This is a genomic window from Paenibacillus senegalensis JC66 (genome assembly GCF_000285515.1).
Classification (GTDB): domain Bacteria; phylum Bacillota; class Bacilli; order Paenibacillales; family NBRC-103111; genus Paenibacillus_L; species Paenibacillus_L senegalensis.
In genome coordinates, this window is record NZ_HE610961.1 from 49,863 (window position 1) to 65,600 (window position 15,738).

A 15,738-nucleotide genomic window follows, 5' to 3' on the forward strand; every position below is an offset into this window, starting at 1 on the left:
ACGCCGCCATCGCTCCCCACTCGCGTCTCAAACGCGCTCGTGCCCGCACTGCTCACGCGCAGCTTGCCGATCCGCTCGAGGCTGTCCACCACAAGCTGCCGCTTGTGGCGGAGCTGAGCTTCATAGCTCAAATGCTGGAGCTGGCAGCCCCCGCACGCTTCGAAGATCGGACAAGGAGCTTTCGTGCGGTGTGGGCTGTGCTCAATGAGGTCCAGAAGCTTGGCGTAGCCATACTGCTTCTTCACCTTCAAAACGTGGACAAGGGCCCGCTCTCCAGGAAGCGTGCCCTCCACGAATAAAGTAAACCCTTGGTAGCGGCCAACGCCTTCACCTTGATGGCCCAGACCGATAATGTCCACGATGACTTGATCATTTTTTTGCACCGGCACCGGCTGCCGATCTGCGAAAGAAGACGCAGTCTTCTTTCCCTCAGCCTGATTGCCCGGATGCTGTCGCTTAGCAGCGTCCCTGCCTTGAGTCTGCGATCTGCTCTTGCTCTCGTTCAGCGCTTGGCCTCGGGACGGCTTTCTTCTTGGTTTCTTTGCCATAACTCGGTTGTCTCCCGTTCTTTGTGGGCCGTTTGGCTTGGCTCGTTCCCCGGATACTTGATTCATACCATACAGGAACGGCAGCTCTAACGGCTTGACGTTTTGCGGCTCGCCAATCTGCTGGACCGCCTTGTTACTTTTAATTAGATCACCCTTCACAACTTTAGAAAAAGGAACCTGCCCGAAATTAACAGCTTTGGGTTGAACTAATCATTGCTCAAAAAAGCCGATGAATTTCCGAGGCGGAGGCTATGCTTCCACAACCTGCTTTTCTTGCGAAAACAGTCATGCCAGTGAATTCTCAGGCACAGCTCCAGCATGAAAATAGCCAAGGTTGGCGGAGCTCGCGAGGTTCGCGGGCTTGTTTCCTGCATTTTGTACGAAATGTCGTACAAATGCATGCGGTTGAAGGGCGATTACCGGAGATTTGTATGAAACGTCGTACAAATACAGGGGATTGAAGGGCATTTACCCAAGATTTGTATGACAAATCGTACAAATGCAGGGGATTGAAGAGCGATTGCCCGAGATTTGTATGACAAATCGTACAAATGCAGGGCTTAAGCTATTAAGGTGCTGCAGCCAGTGTTTCATACGAAATTTCGAACCAAGGCCGCACTTCGCCCTCGCTCACAATCTCCCTACTTATCCTGCAGCTGACTTTCTTTCGCAACGCGCGCAGCTCCCGGCACGCGGTGTTTCGCTGCATGACAGCGGTCGGTCTACCCCATTCAATATATAATAGTAAATGGCCGCCGGCACTTTCTTAAACCTGCCTCAGCGGTATCACTCGCTTCCTTTTCAGCTGCGTTTTACGGTTGCTTTTACCTATACTCTTGCCTCTTTTTCCGCAAAACTTACCCGCCTGGGCTGCAATGATTATCACCGCACTGCTGATACGCCAGGCTAGTCCTCATGCGATCCCAAAAGCCCGTTGTCCAGCCGGCCGTTGCCTTTGTACGAGGAGGTGCCGGTTTCATCGATGAAAATATTCAGATGCTTAGGCAGCACAGAGATCGTGCAGGGCAAGGTTCCGCCCAGCTCCCCATCCAGATTCAGCTGCACGTAATCGGGAGAAAAAATCTCAATCCGCTTCGTTTTAAAATGAATCACATTAGGATCGTTCAAATGCTCCCCGCGCACCACCAGCGTAGCGACGCGAATGAACTCAGCCAGGTTGCATTTTTTGAGAATGAAAACCTCCAGCAAACCATCGCTCATGCTCGCTTCCGGAGCGAGATTTTCAAAGCCGGCCACCGAATTGCTGTTCGAGACGAGAAAAAGCATGACCTGCTCCGTCAAATCATGCTGGTCCGACCGCACGCTTAACTCAATCGGACGCAGGCGGGGCAGCTTCTCAATCCCTTTCATATAGTAAGCCAGCTGGCCCAGCAGTGTTTTCAGCTTGCTCGGCACCTCGTACGTAAGCTCGGTTAAAGAGCCGCCGCCGGCGATATTGATAAAATACCGCTGATTAATCTTGCCCACATCGACAGGAGCAGAGTATTGGCGGACGATAATATCGCACGCTTCCTCCAGATTTTTCGGAATGTTAAGCGCCCTGGCAAAATCATTCGTCGTCCCCACCGGAATAATGCCCAAATCAGGACGATGACTTTTTTCGGCTAATCCGTTAATGACCTCATAGAGGGTCCCGTCTCCACCCGCCGCAATGACGATATCGTAGCCGTTTTCCACCGCCCGGGCTGCGGCAATCGTTGCGTCTCCTTCTCCGGTTGTGGCATGGGTAGAGGTTTCGATTCCCCCTCGCTCCAAACGCTGCAGAACCTCGGAAAGTCGCTTTTTCATTTCTTCCCGCCCGGAAGAGGGATTGTAAATGAGTCTGGCTCGCTTGGTCATTCGTAATCACCTTTTTATCAAAGTATGTTCCCTTTCAGGCTCGAAACTAGCATCCTTGCTGAAACTTAAGCATTTTGCTTAATCGGATTTTTCTTTTTCAACAGCGCGGAACACAATCCTTCTTGAGCCGTTGACATGCACAAATTTTTGAGGTCGGGCCTCATTTCCATTTCTAGGCTTAGCCCAAAAAAGGCGCAATCTGCTGCTCCATCCACCGGCTGATCACAGAGCTTGGAAGCAATGCTTTTCCATTATACCTATACTCATATTCAGACGCTCGTCTGGGGATGACCTTTTCGGTAAAATAACCCGGGCTGACAAACAAAGGAGCCAGCAGGACCGTCAGCTTAGGCTCCTGCTTCGACCAATAGTCAAGCCTTGGTTTTAGTTCATCGGGCAGCAGCGTAACTCCTTCTGCAGCGGCAAAGCCTCCTAGGCGGCGCACCCGGCGGGCTAGTCCGTCCAAATCCTGCTTCCACCGGGTATACCCGGGCTCCAGATCACTGCCGTGCCCGATGACCAGCACGACCTCCTGCTTCGGGTCCAGGCTGCATTCCTGCAGCTTTTGCAGCAGCAAGCGGGCTATCGGTTCACAGTCGCCAATCGGCGATGTCCAATGAACCCGGGCGTTAAGCTCAAGACGCTTAATATCCGGACGGGGGATTCCTGATTTTTTATCCGTTCCGGGCATGCTGGCTAATACTGAAGCCGTTCCCGGGGCGAACGGTTCCTCCCCACCAGCTCCTGGCTGGCTTGAAACTGAACGGCTGCCACCCGCAGACTGGGGCCGGGACTTAAGCTGAAGCTCAGGCGATGAAGCAGAGGCTGGATTCGCCCCCACCCCAAGCAAAGCTTGAATTTCTTCTATATGAGAGCTGCCCGCAGAGATAAACAACGGAATGACGATCAGATCCGTAACTCCTTGGTCTTCCAATTCACGAATGCCGTCCTGAATTGTCCGGCCCTCCACCATTTCCAAAAAGCTTGCATAGATTGGCAGATCATCAGGCCGCCGGATCTCCCGGACGCATTCATCCACCTTCCGGATCCAGCCTTTATTGCTGGAGCCATGACTAATGACGAGGACTCCGCAGCGCGGAGCCAAGCCTTCGGGACAGGATAATGGTGCGGAATTCCTTTTGCCCTGATTATCCATAATCATGTACCCATCTCCGTGTCTAGCTCTGTACCTATTCCTGTACATGCCCTTGCACCCTTCCCAGCTCCTAACCCCGTACATTTTTTCCGAGGAGATCAAGCTCGTCCTGAGCCGCATCCCGGGAACGTGAATGCTGCAGCTGATTCGCATAAGCTACCATCCTGATCTGGAATTGCAAAGCGGGAATATGAAAAATCCCACTCTATCCGATTTAGAGAAGGATTGGTATCTGGTGTTCTCTCGGTTTTTCCCCAAGCGGCAATTATTTCTAGTACCAGGCTGCATCAAGCTGCGCGAGCGGCGTTCATGTAATCAGCGCACCTTATTTCCAGGAAAGCTTTAACTTATAAAAAGGCTTTGTTTATGCAATCCGTTCAATTATCCCTTACTTCCTTTTACTTCCTTCACAACCTTCACTTGGCTACAATTGGGCTTCTGAAAATGAATATCTATACTAACGTTTAGTATCGTGTTGAATAGCATAAATCAATGAAGCTAGACAACTCAACCATTAACATCCTTAACCATTAAATCCCCTTACGATTAAGCCCTTTAGAAGTTTACCGGTTAAGTCTTTCCAGAGACATTTTATACCCGTCGTTGCCGTAATTCAAGCAGCGCTTCACCCGAGAGATGGTAGCAGTGCTCGCGCCTGTCTCTGCTTCTATTTGATTATAAGTATAGCCTTTTCTCAGCATGCGCGCCACTTCGAGCCGCTGGGACAAGGATTGGATTTCGTTAACGGTACACAAGTCATCAAAGAACACATAGCACTCTTCAACATCTTTCAAGGTCAAAATGGCTTCAAACAATTGGTCAATCGCTTTATCGTTTAATTTTTTCAGCTGCATGACTTTCCCTCGTTTCTGCTGGTTTCCTTTACTGTATTAGTTCGACAGCTCACTTCAAATCCCTGCCCCTCGGGCCTAAAACTCTGTAAAACTGTAAACTTTTTAAGCGTTAGTGAACTAAATTGTATAGCCCTGCATTTTGCATGAATATCCTGTTACTTTCCATGAGCAAAATACCGGGAATCAAAATAACGGTCAAAATCCGTATTCGTATCCATATTTGTATCCATATTCATATTCGTATCCGTATCTTCTATATCTATAGCTTGCTATACCTGCAATGAAATCGAGTTATGCATAATGATGCTCACACAGGAAAAATACCTAGATAACGGGACATTCGTCCAATCCAATCATTTGCCTACCACATAGATTATAAATAAAAAAGGGTTGTGAATCCAGTGAATCCAAAACGACAGGCTAGATCCGGTCAATATTACCCGGTTTCATCTTACTCCCCAGAGTCCCAACCAATTGCCCGGCCGGTGTCATCGCAAGTCGAGGTCCGCAACTGGTTGGATGCCCCGCCGCAGTCTTTTATGGGCTACTCCGATTTTCAAGGATTTGGAGGCGGAGGCATCCCGGGAGGATTTCCTGGCGGCTACCCTCAGGGCTATTCCGGCTATCAAGGAGGCTTTCAGGGAGGCTTTCAAGGTTTGCCGCAGCCGGTCAATCCTTCAGCGGGAACCGGTACAGGCGGCGGTAGCGGGTCAGGCTTCAACTTCAACCAGATTAAATCAATCGTTGACCGTATGGGTGGAATAGAAGGCATTGTATCAACCGTAGGCAAGGTCCAAAAAGTCATGCAAAGCGTGCAGCAGATGACGCCTATGCTGAAGCTGTTGCTAGGCTCCTTCGGCACGAAGGCGTCGACTGCGGGCAAAGCAAGCTCCGGCCGCCGCCGGAGAAGAAGACGCGCTGGCGCGAGAAGGGGAGCCAGCCGCAAGGGCGGTCGCCGCTAAGCGAAGTTAGCGGCAGCGGGCGGTGCCGCAGAGCGCCCGTGCGCGGCGGCGGCGCTCCCGTGATGCGCAGGCCGCGGGCGCTCTTGCGCGGCAGCGGCGCTCCCGTGATGCACGGGCCACGGGGCACCCGTGCGCCGTAGCGGCGCTCCCGGGATGCGCAGGCCGCGGAGCGCCTTCGCTTTGCGCAAGCATAGGCAAGCGAGAAGCTTATAGTAAAAAAGCGTTTGTTATGGGTGAGTACCCATGAACAATCGCTTTTGCTTAGTTACTGCTGCTCTTCTCGGTGTTGATGGTCGGTTCCAGTTTGGCGAACACCGCTTTGAGTACTCGAATCGCTTGCAAGGCATGTTCCTTGCGGTGGCAGAGCACGACCAGGTCATCCGCGTAACGGACAAGCGTCCCCACTTCCTGGAATCGTTTCTCCCATATCGCATCCAAGGCATGCAGGTAGATGTTGGCGAGCAGCGGCGAGATCACCCCACCTTTGGGGCTTCCGATGGTTGTTTCTTGTACCCGACCTTCTTGCATCACCCCTGCTGTCAACCATTGCCTGATGAGCTTCAGTACCTTCCGATCGCATATCCGTTGTTCCACGAGCTTCATCAGCTTTTCGTGCCGGATATTGACAAAATATCCTTGGATATCCACGTCCACAACCCAGTAAATCCGCCCGTTGTTGGCCACGTCCATGATTCTTTGAAGCGCATCATGGGTGCTTCGCTTCGGCCGAAATCCGTAGGAGCAGTCTTTGAAGTCCGCTTCATAGATGCTCTCCAGTACGATTTTGGTTGCGCGAAACCAGCGGTCAGCTGCGCCGCATACTCCCCGGCCAGGCCGCTGGCCAGAAGCTTCACCCTCAAGAAGTCGAGCGTCTTACAGCTCTCCGTCTTCTTGACCACTCCTCGTACCAGTTAAGCACTTCCTGGCTCGGTGACACTCCCACTTCCTTAGCCAGCATCTCCTGCAAAGCGGCAAATTGATTGCGTACAGAGGAGAAGTCACTCAGCTTGGCGTAAATCTTCATCAGCCGGAAATGATTTTCTTCCCGGAGAGGATCTATGTATAGAACCTTGCGGTAGATGGATAGGCATTCCGACAGCAAGCCTTGCCGCTCATAATATTCTCCCAGCTGCTGCGCCTGCTGCAGCCATAGAGCTGCCAGCCGATGACGCTCAATTTTTGCCCACTTATAGTCCGCTCCCAAATAATGGCCTTCGTACTTGTCAACAAGCTGCCGATACTCGTCCACATTTGCTGCAGAAATCGGCTCCAGCGCGGAAACCCGTCTTTCCCACTCGGCCGCATCCACCCGGATATGCTCGTTTAATTCCAGACAATATCCGCGGGATACATACTTAATCGATACCAATTCCTCTTGAGGAGCCAGCGACTTGCTTAATCCTTTCCACAGATTTCGAATGCGGTAAATGGTTGTCTGCAGATGGATGGCTGCATTGTGCTCCTCAAGCTCCGGCCAGAACAAGTCAATAAGGACATCCCTATTCACCAGCTGTCCGCGATGATGAAACAAGTAACAAAAGACGTCCTTGGCCTTAGTCGTACGCCATTTCAACGGCTCCGGAGGCTGGCCCGGCCACTGGATGCACAGCTTTCCGAGGCAGTGGAGAGTGAGCAGCTCGCGGCTGGGAGCGCTGCTGGCCCGGTTGTCAAGCCGCTTCAGATTCTCTCTTATGCGTTCGATGGACTTGCTTAAGCGCTGCTGGCTTACCGGCTTAAGCAGATAATCCAGCGCAGTCAGCTCGAATGCATGGATAGCATGAGAATCATGTGCCGTAATAAACACAATATTCGTATGAGGAGAGGCTTGGTTTATCCGTTCCGCCATCTCCAGACCGTTAATTCCCGGCATGTGAATATCCAGGAATACAACGTCGGGTTTCACCTGCTGTATTTGTTCAATCGCTTGTGGCGCGATTTGATAGCAGCCTGAAACGTGGATATCTTCAAACTTTTTCAGCATTTTTTCCAATTTCCTTAATGCCAACGGCTCGTCATCCACTAGAATAGCGTTCAAGTTGCAACCTCCTCCTTTTACTTTCAGAAAGTTAACGAAAAGGACTGTTGAGTCTATTATAGTGAATTGTTGAACTAGATTGGAAAACTTTTTTTGCTGAATTTACAAAACTTTGAAGCCCTTTCTCTCTAAAGACTCGCCCGGACAGGAATTTTAAAAGAAACGGTAGTACCATTCCCCGGCTGGCTCCGGATCTCAAGACCCCTGCCGTACATCTGAATAAGTCTCCGGTTTGTATTGAAAATACCAATTCCCCGTTGCCCTTGTCTCGGTGCATTCAGCAGTCTCTCGATCGTTTCTACCTCCATTCCGACGCCATCATCACTCACTTCAAAGAGAATTCCATCCTCCTGTCTCGCTATGCGGATGCTTATCGTTCCGCCCCCGATCTGACTCAAGGCGCCATGACGGGCGGCATTCTCGACCAGCGGCTGAAGCGTAAGCGGAGGAATAAGGATGTTGAGATTATCATCTACAGCCCAATTTACTTTCAATCTGTCTCCGAAGCGCTCCTTCTCTATATACAGGTAGGCATGCACAAGGTTCAGCTCATGGTATAGCTCTACCTGCTCTCCCGAGTTTAGAAAGTCAAAGCTGATTTTTAAATAGGAAGCAAAAGCTTCTCCGAGCCGGTTCATCCTTTCGATATCGATTTCACTGAGCGCAATAATCGAATTCAGCGTGTTAAAGAGAAAATGCGGATGAATTTGCGCCTGCAGATAAGCAGCCTCCATACGCAATCGTTCTTTGACTGACTGCTTCAGCGTCACTAATGCGCCTACCCGGTATTGCAGCTCGAGCGCATCAACCGGCTTCGTTACATAATCATTGGCACCGGACAGGAATCCGGTATAGATATCTTGCGGCTGACTGCGTGCGGTAAGCAGCAGCACCGGAAGCTCCGATATCGAGAACTCCTCTCTGACCCGCTTTGTAAAATCATATCCGGACATGTAAGGCATCATCACATCCACAATCAGCAGATCCCACGGCCGCTCATTCAGCCGTTCAAGAGCTTCAACTCCGGAGCTGGCCGTTTCGATGTGAAATTCGTCTTTTTCCAAAATGCTGGTGAGCACCTTCAGATTAACCGGATCGTCATCTACTGCAAGAATATGAACTGTCCCTTTAGCCACAAGCGGCGTTGAGCTGGACAAAGGTGTCAGGACCTGTAGGGAAGGAGGCTGAAAGGGCTGAATCATCTCCAGCTCATCCTGCTGTTTGTCCAGCTGAAGCTTGAGCAGCGCCCGGTTAGCCTTTGCCGCATGCGATTGATCCGCTGCTTCGCTCTCCGGTATTGCCGTCAGGGAAAAGGAGAACACGGATCCTCTTCCAGGCTCGGATTCCACCTGAAGCTCACTGCCATGCAGCTTCACTAACTGTTGGCTTATGCTCAGGCCAAGTCCGATCCCGCCATCGGTCTTGTTAGCCGGAATTCCTTGTTCATAGGGGAGGAAAGCCCGGATTTTGGTTTCCTCATCCATACCGATCCCGGTATCAGCTACCTTGATGGTCACCTGGCCGTTTTCCTCCGCAGCCGAAATCGTAATCGTCCCGGACTCTGTGTATTTCACTGCATTGTGCACGAGATTAAACAGAATTTGTACCAATCGTTTTTCATCCGCCTGCACCAAAGGCAGCTCCTGCCCCAACTCCACCTTAAGTTCCAACGCCTTGCCTTCAGCCATATAGCGGAGCATATCTGCTACTCCGGATACGGTTGAGGATACAGAGAGCGGCTCCATTTTTAGCACAATGCGTTTATCCTTTAGCTGGACGACATCAAGCAAATCATCCAGGAGATAAGACATGCGGCGGCTGATCGTGATTAACAGCTCCATATCCTCCACGCTTTTCTTAGCCATAACGTGTTTTTCCTTAGCGGTTACGGAGGAGGCAATGTTCATAATGCCGTGCAGCGGTGTCCGCAGCTCATGGGAAGTATTTGCGAGAAAAATGTCCTTTTGCTTGTCCTGTTCCTTCAGACGTTCGGTAAGCCTGGCGTTTTCTTCCGCATTGCGGAAATATCTTCTGAACCAATAGGCGGAAAAACCGACTAACGCCGCTAAAATATCAATTGGATAATACACATCGTTAAAGAATCCCCGATTGCTGAAAATCCCCCAAATTGCACTGGAGGTAACGCTAGCTCCCGAGAATAGCAAAAACATCGCATCCCGGCGATTTGTCCTTAGCATTTTGACTATGATATAAAAGAACCAAATAAGCGGAAAGAAATACAAAACAGCAAACAGTCTGATTTTGCTTAAGAAAAACACCCACGACACCGGTGCGGCCAGCGTAAATAGAGTATAAGCCACGAGCACAGCCAGAAATCCGTAAAAAAGCTTCTTTCCGCTCTTGATGCCCGAGAAAGCCCGGCTCATCAGCAAAATCAAAAAGGTTATCCATACATAGGAAAGGATTCTGAGCTTGGTTGTCCATTCATAATTAAGATAAACCCATTGCCGGATGAGAAAATCATGGTCAGTGATAATCGTCATGCCCGCAGTGAAGAGCAGCAGAAAAAAGATAAGAAACACTTTCTCCTTACGGCTGAACAGATAGAGGAGGAGTGAATACAAGCCATGAAGGATTAAAATGATAAAGGTAACCAGCTGAAACCCGATGGAATACCACCAGGTATAGTCAATCGCTGCTTGCGAGCCAAAACGGATGGGACGGGTAATCCCCCCTTTATAGGGATGGTCGAAATTAGCGACTTGCACCAGCAATTCGATATGCGGCTCGTCAGACTCGGCAATATAGGAGACCATGTACGAGCGGGAACCCGGAGTATAGCTGGCAGCTTCCTCTGCCGGCTGGCCTTCCTCCGCCGCCAATCTTCCGTTTACCTCCACAGCAGATGAGGCCTGGATAGACGGAAATAATAAAGCATACGGCTCATCCAGCGGCTGGTCCACAAGAATACGGAGCCGATAAGTGCCATATCCGTAGGAGTTGTTTGCTTCATCCCAAGCCCCTCTCCAGTCTCCAGGCACCTTCAGAAACACAGGGGGGGTGCTGTCAGAAGCATCCATCTCTTCGCGAGTCAACAGCTGATCCGGATAAAACTCCCATTCACCGCTCAAAAAAATCGGCTTCTCATCCAAGTCCAAGCCGCGCATGTCAAGGATACCTTGCTCAGCAGGAGGATGATCAGCTGTTGCAAACAAGTTATACCAGAACCAGCGCATACCAAGAAACAGTGCGAGAAATAGCAGTGCGAGCAATATGTATTTGTAGAAAATACGAAGTTTTGTTGTTTCCATATGTCCTCTGACCATTTCTTGCGAATTCCAGGCGCGATTCCGGCGATCCCATACATATTCTAGGAACTAGTCCGGATTATGTGAGAGCACTATGTGCCAGGTTTCGCGATTTGAGTTTCGGGCTGCTGAGTTTCGCGGTGTTGTTTCGCGGTGCTCAGTTCTGCGGTGCTCAGTTCCCGATTTTCGCGCCCTTCGCCAAGATATTTTATTAAATTTCATCTCATTTTCCGGTACAAGCTCTCTTGCCTTCCTGATTCCGGGTTCTTCTAAAGGCATGCATAAATAGCTGCCTTTCTAATCACCGAATTAGTCCCGGCTTTATCGTCAGCGATAGAAGCTGATCCGCAGCCTATGCAACGTCAGCCGTATTCTTTATGCCGCCAGCCGCTTCCTATGCATCATCAGCTGATTCAGCCTCAGCTGCATCCTAAGCATCGTCAGCTGTATCCTTTGCGTCGTCATCCGCATTTTCCGCGTTGCCATCCGTTTCCTCGGCAGCATTTTCGAATACGACATCGGTGCCTACAGGGACGACCTGTATCCAGGTTTTGCCCGGAATCAGCTCCAGCTCCCTGCCATTATCGTAGGCGCGGATTATTCCGTTCGTCCGCTCCCACTCAACAGCCCGGTATTTGCCAGCCTGCAGCAGATAACCATTCCCTGAGCCAAGCAGGGAAACCGCGCGCCGGCCGACATCATCCAATATCCGATGCTCGGCTTCGACAATCAGCACATTTGCTGCAGACAGCTGCACTCCCGATTCGGCATCGGTATGAGGCTCCCCCGCCATGTTGCGCAGGAAGAGCTGTTCCTTCTCGTCGTAATCATAAGAGACCTTGTAACCATGAATATAAGGGATTTCCACATGAGTGAAGCTCTCCCCTGTAACCCGTTTAATATCTCCAAAACGCAGCTGAGGGTCTTTCCATTCTTCCCGGTACTTTTTATTGACAGCTCCCTCGCGGATTTTCTCCACACTGGTGTACAAGTTGTTCGGCGCCCGCCGGTCGCTCGATCGCCAGTAATAGCGGTCGTCACCATACACCTGGTCGAAATGGGCCAGCTGACGGGATTTGATCATATTAATCGCTTCCTGGCTCCAGCCCGCATGAACGATAAGCGCGTCCAAGCCTTCGCCAATCTCTACGTAGTAGGGACGAATGCTTCGCACCGGTCCGATCACTTCCGGTTCCTGGCTTTGATATACAGCAGCGAAGCGGGTAATCTCCCCTTCTGCGAGAATCTCAAAGACGATATCCGCCTGATCCAGCCCGGTCTGGGGTCTGGCCTGTGGAGAATTCTCCACCATGACCATTAACGGCCGCACCTTCTGCTCCTCCTCCGTGCCAATGCCCGTTAAAGGATAAATAAATGGCGGGGGAGTCGGGGTCGGTTCCGGAGTTGGCCGGGCCGGGGGAGTCGGAGTAGGACTTGGCGGCACTTGCTCGGATAAATTAGCGTTGGCACAGCTTGTCAATACAATAACCGCCATCATGAGCATAAGCAGACGGAAAACGGGTTTGCCTGCCCGCGCATTGCGGTCGAGGTTGAACGGGGTCATGCTATAATCACCTCATACAAATTAAATAAAACTAAGATTAGGCCGGCTTTGCCGGGCGGAAACCGCCGGAGAAATCGGGCAGGGCGCTGCCGGCCCTTCCGGCTCTGTTCACAAAACGTTTGAAAACATCCATTGGAACTGCTAGACCCCATTTGATAAAATGAGGATGCGCGAAGCAAGAAGGAGGATCTCCCATGAAGCTGAAAGCGACCTTGATCTTACTCGGCATTCTCGGAGGGTCGTGTGCCATCGTTTTTCTGTTATTATTCGGTGTAGGAAGATCGGATGAGCATCTGCAAACGATCGTCCCGCTGCCTTCCAATCAGGCGGCCACGAATTATGTCATTGAGAATAAATTGCTTTCGGAAGTTGATGAAATTAAGCAAATATTGCCTGGCGGCCCATCGTTTCTGATGCTCACCGGTACGGATGAGAACGGCCAGAAGAGACATGTCTGGGTGAACGGCAAAGATGATGCTATTCAGGACTATGGCTCGGTTGCCATCGATGAAGGCCAGAGCGAGGAACAAATCCGGCGCCAGCTCGAGGAACAGGGCATCGGAGAGGACGATATCGCTGAAATCTTCGTCACTCCATACGATTACACATCAGGCAAATACACATGGTTTGTCCGGGAAACGGGCGTGAAGCGCCATATGCTCTGGTATGACTACTATGACGGTTCCCTGTTCTGGGAAGCGTTCGGCGACTTTACTGCCTGGGACAAGGAAAAAGCCTACAACCGATAATCGCAGGCTGAATCCAGTCCCTGCCGATTGCTCCCTTCTGCCTGCTCCAGACTGCAGAAATCGTTTCTACAGAAATTAACTTTTCATCATTTCCTAGAAATTAGCTTTCCATCGTTTCCCGATCAATCAAAAAAACCGCCGGGTCCGTATAGGGCTCAGCGGTTTTTGGTATGTCCACCGTTTGAAAAAGCCCGCTGGCTTCTATACATACGAGAAACAGAATGGGTCCAGACTGTTCTCGCAGCAGAAGCCAGAGAAGCTTTCAGGGAAGGGAAATGACAGCCGAATCTACCACGTTCCTATATCTGCCATTATACCACGATATTCGACTTGTGAAGACAAATTTTTCATAGGGAGCCGCCTGTTCTCGGTTTACTCGATTAAAGAGGCTGCTGCAGCGTATTCTCTGCCGATTCTCCCCGTCCAAGCTCAAGCAGCTTCGTCTGGTACTTGCCAATATCTCCAGCACCCATAAATACCAGCACAGAATCCTCATAACCGAGCAGATCGGATACGCTGTTCTCCGAAATTAATTGCGAATGGGGAATGCGGTCACGCAGATGCTCAATGGAGACTGTCCCGCGCTGCTCGCGAGCCGAACCGAAAATATCGCACAAATATACATCGTCCGCTTCATCCAGCGAAACTGCGAAATCTTCCAGCAGCTTCTCCAGCCTGCTGAAGGTGTGGGGCTGGAAAACTCCGACTACTTTGCGTTCGGGATATTTGCTTCTAACCGCCTCCAAGGTTGCCCGAATTTCCGAAGGATGATGGGCGTAGTCGTCAATCAGAATGTTGCTTCTCCATTCCTGCTCGGAGAACCTCCGCTTCACCCCCGGGAAAGTAGCGAGCCGCTCCCGGATTTTGTCCAGGTCAAGCCCTTGCTCCACAGCCACTCCGATAACAGCCAATGCGTTCAGCACATTATGCCGGCCGAAGGACGGCAGTGTAAAATGACCGAGCAGCTTTCCATAGGCGTACACGTCAAACACAGTTCCGCCATTCTCTACCCTGACGTTGACAGCCTGCAGCTGATTGCTTTCCTGGAATCCGTAATGGATAAGCTCCTTGTCTGTTTTCAGCATTCTTACCTGGGGATCGTCCCCGCACACGATTAGCTTGCGGCCTACCCTATCCGCCATCTCTTCAAAAGCAGATCTGACATCATCGAGATCCGCATAGTAATCCGGATGATCGAAATCAATATTAGTAATCACGGCCAATTCCGGCCGATAAGCCAAAAAATGCCGCTTATATTCACAGCTCTCAAATACAAAAAAACGGGCATCCGGGGTTCCTCTTCCGGTTCCGTCTCCAATCAGACAGCTTGTCGGAACCACCCCGCTTAAGACGTGGGAGAGCATACCGGTTGTGGTCGTTTTACCATGGGAGCCCGTAACCGCAATGCTGACAAAACGGCTCATGAACTCTCCGAGAAAATGATGATACCACTGCACTTCAAGCCCTGCTTCGCGACACCTGGCCACCGCCGGGTGATCGGCTCCGTAAGCGTTCGATACAATCACTTTCATCCCGGATACCAAAGGCGCCTCACCAAACAGGTAAAAAGGAATCCCCCGCTGCTCCAGCGGCGCTTGGGTGAAGTAATACGTGTCGCCGTCTTCCCCCTGCACCAAATGCCCCATATCCTGCAGCAGCTGTGCCAAAGCGCTCATTCCGCTTCCTTTGATGCCAACCATATGATAAGTTGCTGTCATGACATCTCCTCCAGATTTTATGCTAATCTTAACGCCACTCCAGGATTTAACCGTTCCAGCGGCATTACTTAAAATGTTCATTAGTCAAGATGCACATAGCCAGATTCTCTAGGTATACCTTTAGTGTATGTAGAAAATGGGCATTTGCTAAATCTATATTAAACCCTTACTTATCCATTATAAAACAAATTAGCCCTGACGAACATGACCACTTGTCATATCCCCTTTAAAGTGGAAAAAAGACGGCGAGCTCCCCTTTTCCGCACCGCAAAGAGCTCTTTTCCATGTCTTCTCATCCATGTTTTGCTATTATTCCCTAAAGTGTCCGGTTTCTGACTGTGTAAATTTGATGAATTTAGCGAATTTTGGCGGAACATTTTTCCAACAAGCCTCGTCTATAGATTGGGTAGGACAGTCTAAGCCTTTCACCGATCGCGCGCTACCGTTTACGGCGCTTTTGCAGCACGCGCACAGCCGTTTACGGCGCTTTCGCGAATCTGCAGCAGCCGCTATCCACTCTAACGCTCGCAGTTGTCCTTATTTAAGCAAAATTAGGGGGATATAATTTCTAACGCTTGCCATGGTCCTTATATTGCTTCAGATCGCGGTTTTCCGGGCTTTGTCACACATAAGAGCGAGGGCGAGCGTTAGCGCAAAACATCGTGGAGAAACAGAAGCATGGAAGCGTAATCTGGCGGAAAGTTCTCACTCTTGCACAACTTCTTTTGAAGACATTTGTATAAATATTAGGATGCCGATGGAAAAATTGTGCTGTAAAAAGGCTCAAATTACTGTCCTGGTTCTCTACTTCGCACCGTTATCTCTTCAATTTATGCAAAATCGAGCTAACAGTTGATGCCATACTGCCGGAATTCCAGCGTTTTTACCGAAGCTTATCTTATCATCACTTCGCTTTTATTGAAACTTGTTTTATCCGCCGTTTCGCTTTTACTAAAACTTGTCTTATCGCCGTTACACTTTTACTGAAACTTGTCTTATCGCCGTTACACTTTTACTGAAACT

The 15,738-nt window shown here is 50.3% G+C and carries 11 protein-coding genes; 2 read left to right on the forward strand and 9 right to left on the reverse strand.

Annotation, left to right across the window (positions count from 1 at the left end; translation table 11 throughout):
- From PSHG_RS28270 to PSHG_RS18760, 4 genes are all read right to left on the reverse strand, one after another.
- Positions 1–548, reverse strand: a 548-nt coding sequence (locus PSHG_RS28270) for a TRAM domain-containing protein (protein WP_235782086.1), incomplete at its 3' end; no start/stop codon positions are given.
- Between the two features lie 906 nt (positions 549–1,454).
- The gene (locus tag PSHG_RS18745) at positions 1,455–2,408 is read right to left on the reverse strand and encodes a diacylglycerol kinase (RefSeq protein WP_010276173.1); all 954 of its coding nucleotides are present in this window, start codon (positions 2,406–2,408) and stop codon (positions 1,455–1,457) included.
- Positions 2,409–2,586: 178 nt separating this feature from the next.
- Positions 2,587–3,570: a sirohydrochlorin chelatase gene (locus PSHG_RS28275; RefSeq protein WP_010276176.1), complete on the reverse strand. Its 984-nt coding sequence runs from the start codon at positions 3,568–3,570 to the stop codon at positions 2,587–2,589.
- 557 nt (positions 3,571–4,127) lie between these two features.
- Positions 4,128–4,418, reverse strand: coding sequence for a YerC/YecD family TrpR-related protein (locus PSHG_RS18760; RefSeq protein ID WP_010276181.1), 291 nt, complete (start codon positions 4,416–4,418; stop codon positions 4,128–4,130).
- A gap of 401 nt (positions 4,419–4,819) precedes the next feature.
- On the opposite strand from PSHG_RS18760, the gene PSHG_RS28280 reads away from it, so the two are divergent.
- Positions 4,820–5,380, forward strand: a complete 561-nt coding sequence (locus tag PSHG_RS28280; RefSeq protein WP_235782087.1) for a hypothetical protein — start codon at positions 4,820–4,822, stop codon at positions 5,378–5,380.
- A gap of 261 nt (positions 5,381–5,641) precedes the next feature.
- On the opposite strand, the gene PSHG_RS28285 is transcribed toward PSHG_RS28280, so the two are convergent.
- The 4 genes from PSHG_RS28285 to PSHG_RS28295 all read right to left on the reverse strand — a co-directional run bounded on the left by PSHG_RS28285 (position 5,642) and on the right by PSHG_RS28295 (position 12,248).
- The gene (locus PSHG_RS28285; protein ID WP_081505193.1) at positions 5,642–6,163 is read right to left on the reverse strand and encodes a reverse transcriptase domain-containing protein; all 522 of its coding nucleotides are present in this window, start codon (positions 6,161–6,163) and stop codon (positions 5,642–5,644) included.
- Between the two features lie 73 nt (positions 6,164–6,236).
- Positions 6,237–7,415 carry a response regulator gene (locus PSHG_RS28290; protein WP_010276184.1) on the reverse strand — a complete coding sequence of 393 codons (1,179 nt, stop codon included), beginning with the start codon at positions 7,413–7,415 and terminating at the stop codon, positions 6,237–6,239.
- Positions 7,416–7,543: 128 nt separating this feature from the next.
- Positions 7,544–10,687 carry a hybrid sensor histidine kinase/response regulator gene (locus tag PSHG_RS18785; protein ID WP_148497784.1) on the reverse strand — a complete coding sequence of 1,048 codons (3,144 nt, stop codon included), beginning with the start codon at positions 10,685–10,687 and terminating at the stop codon, positions 7,544–7,546.
- A gap of 427 nt (positions 10,688–11,114) precedes the next feature.
- Positions 11,115–12,248, reverse strand: a complete 1,134-nt coding sequence (locus tag PSHG_RS28295) for a DUF3048 domain-containing protein (RefSeq protein WP_010276186.1) — start codon at positions 12,246–12,248, stop codon at positions 11,115–11,117.
- 194 nt (positions 12,249–12,442) lie between these two features.
- Here PSHG_RS28295 and PSHG_RS18800 point away from each other — a divergent pair, with 194 nt between their 5' ends.
- Positions 12,443–12,997 carry a hypothetical protein gene (locus tag PSHG_RS18800; protein ID WP_010276187.1) on the forward strand — a complete coding sequence of 185 codons (555 nt, stop codon included), beginning with the start codon at positions 12,443–12,445 and terminating at the stop codon, positions 12,995–12,997.
- Between the two features lie 380 nt (positions 12,998–13,377).
- Here the strand turns inward: PSHG_RS18800 and murC are convergent, their stop codons facing one another.
- Positions 13,378–14,715, reverse strand: coding sequence for a UDP-N-acetylmuramate--L-alanine ligase (gene murC / locus PSHG_RS18805; protein ID WP_010276188.1), 1,338 nt, complete (start codon positions 14,713–14,715; stop codon positions 13,378–13,380).
- Positions 14,716–15,738: the final 1,023 nt, after the last annotated feature.